This window comes from Roseateles sp. P5_E11, from assembly GCF_054049355.1.
In genome coordinates this window covers 1-2,321 of sequence record NZ_JBFUMO010000753.1, presented here as the reverse complement: position 1 = coordinate 2,321, position 2,321 = coordinate 1, and the positions used below count along the sequence as shown (strand labels likewise).

2 protein-coding genes and 1 pseudogene are annotated in these 2,321 nt (G+C 66.0%); 1 reads left to right on the top strand and 2 read right to left on the bottom strand.

All coding sequences use genetic code 11. The annotated features are described in order from the left end of the window. Nucleotides 1-1,720: potassium transporter Kup (locus ACXJKR_RS30130; protein WP_457325971.1), on the bottom strand; the 1,720-nt coding region annotated here is incomplete at its 3' end. A 191-nt stretch (nucleotides 1,721-1,911) separates the two neighbouring features. Between ACXJKR_RS30130 and ACXJKR_RS30125 the strand changes: the two are divergent. After that, nucleotides 1,912-2,031 (top strand): annotated as a pseudogene (locus ACXJKR_RS30125) (IS66-like element accessory protein TnpA); the annotation flags it as partial. Between the two features lie 10 nt (nucleotides 2,032-2,041). Here the strand turns inward: ACXJKR_RS30125 and ACXJKR_RS30120 are convergent. Then, on the bottom strand, nucleotides 2,042-2,321 hold a 280-nt coding region (locus ACXJKR_RS30120; protein ID WP_457325972.1), incomplete at its 5' end, for a hypothetical protein.

Genomic DNA, 2,321 nt, shown 5'->3' with positions numbered 1-2,321 from the left:
GGAAGTAGCTGGTCTCGAAGGGCTCGATGCGCAAGCCCTTGGCCTCGCACAGCGCCAGTGCCAGGGGAACGTCGGGTTCCTCCATGAACCCGTAGTGGACGAGCACGCGCCAGAAGCCTGGCGCCAATGACGTCAATTCGAGGCGGTCGGCTGCGTCGACCATCGGACGGTCGTGGAACATGACGTTCAGGATGACGTTCGTTTCGTGCAGGACCTGGTTGTGCTTGAGGTTGTGCAACAGGGCCTGCGGCACGAGGTTCGGATCGGCGACTGCATAGACCGCCGTGCGCCGTGCACGATGGGCTTCGCCCAGGGCGAGGCTCTCAATGAAGGGCTGGAGTTCGATGCCTTCGCTGCGCAGGCCGGCCATCAGCAGCTGACGGCCGCGCGCCCAGGTGCTCATCAAGACAAACAGCATCAGGCCCAGCGCCAGCGGAAACCACCCGCCGTCGAAGAACTTGATCGCGCAACCGGCAACCAGCAGCATGTCCACGGCCAGGAAGAACACCGTGGCGCCGATCGCCAGCGGCGCGGGGAGCTTCCARCCGTCGCGAATGACGAAGAAGGTCAGCACGGTCGTGATCAGCATCGTCAGCGTCACCGCGATGCCGTAGGCCCCCGCCAGCGCCGAAGAGCTGCCGAACATCAGCACCGCACCGATGACGCCGGCCAGCAGTGCCCAATTGACCGCCGGCACGTAGATCTGCCCGGACTCGCTGGCGGAGGTATGGCGCAAGGTGAGGCGCGGCAGGAAGCCGAGCAGGATGGCCTGCTTGGTCATCGAGTAGGCCCCGGAAATCACGGCCTGCGAGGCGATCACGGCGGCCATCGCAGCGAGGCCGACCATGGGCAGCACCAAGGCGCTGGGGAAGAGGCGGAAGAACGGGTTCTCGATGGCCGTGGCGTCTCCGATCAGCAGCGCGCCCTGGCCCAGGTAGTTGAGCGCCAGCGCGGGAAACACCAGCCCCGTCCAGGCCAGGCGGATCGGCCTCACGCCGAAATGGCCCATGTCGGCGTAGAGGGCCTCGGCGCCCGTCAATGCCAGCACGATGGCGCCGACGGCAGCGAACAGATGCCATCCCCGCGTGCTGAGGAAGGCCCAGGCCTCCAGCGGGTTGAGTGCAGCCAGGATCTGGGGATGCTGGGTGATGTGCACGATGCCGATGGCGCCGAGCACGGCGAACCACAGCACGATCACCGGCCCGAACACCTTGCCCACCGCTGCGGTGCCATGGCGTTGCACCAGAAACAGACCCACCAGGATGGCCACCGAGATCGGCAGCACATAGGGCTTCAAGGTCGGCGTCACGACCTCCAGGCCTTCGATGGCGCCCATCACCGAGATCGCGGGCGTGATGACGCTGTCGCCATAGAACAGCGTCGCCCCGAACAGGCCCAGCAACAGCAGCGCGCCGCGCAGCCTGGGCCGCTGCTGCACGGCATGGGCGGCCAGGGCCGTCAACGCGAGTGCGCCGCCTTCACCGCGGTTGTCGGCGCGCAGGATCAGGATCACGTACTTGAGCGTGACGACGAACATCAGCGCCCAGACGATCACCGAGACCGCGCCCACCAGGTTGTGGGTGTCCAGCGTGACGCCGGTAGCGGGCAGGAATACTTCCTTGAGCGTGTAGAGGGGGCTGGTGCCGATGTCGCCATAGACGACACCGATTGCGCCGAGCGTCAGTGCGGCCAGGCCGCTGCGTTGGGTCTCAAGGCTCATGAACGGGAAACTGGGTGGGATGGAGCCAGTTTCCCGTAGGCGGTGTAAAGAACGTATAAAGATCGCGGCCGCCCGCTGCCTGCGTGTGCGCCACGCTCCAACGGCGGCGGGCGGTATCCGTCCGGCCAAGTCATCTTGAATCGCCCACCAGCGCCAGGAAGGATCGCGTCCACGTAACTTAGGTGGATGCGATGACAAGCGACAAGGCCCGCACACGAAAGCGCTACGGCGTGGCAATGAAGGCGCAGATATTGACGGAGTGCGCCGAGGCTGGGGCCTCGGTGGCCAAGGTGGCGATGGCTCACAGCATCAACGCCAACGTCATGCACCGGTGGCGGCGACTCGCCCGTGACAGGGCAATTGCGCCCCCGCCAAGACAAGAGAGTTCATCGCATTGCCGCTCACGGTGCCAACCACGCCCAGCGCAACGCCGGCGGATGTCCGCGTCGAGATGCGGCGTGGTGCAGTCTCGATCGTTGTCGCTTGGCCGATCAGCGCCTCGGCGGAGTTTGCAGCCTGGATGCGTGAGCTGCTGCGGTGATCCGCGTCGACGCCGTGTGGCTGGCGGTAGAGCCCTTGGACATGCGCGCTGGCACTGAAG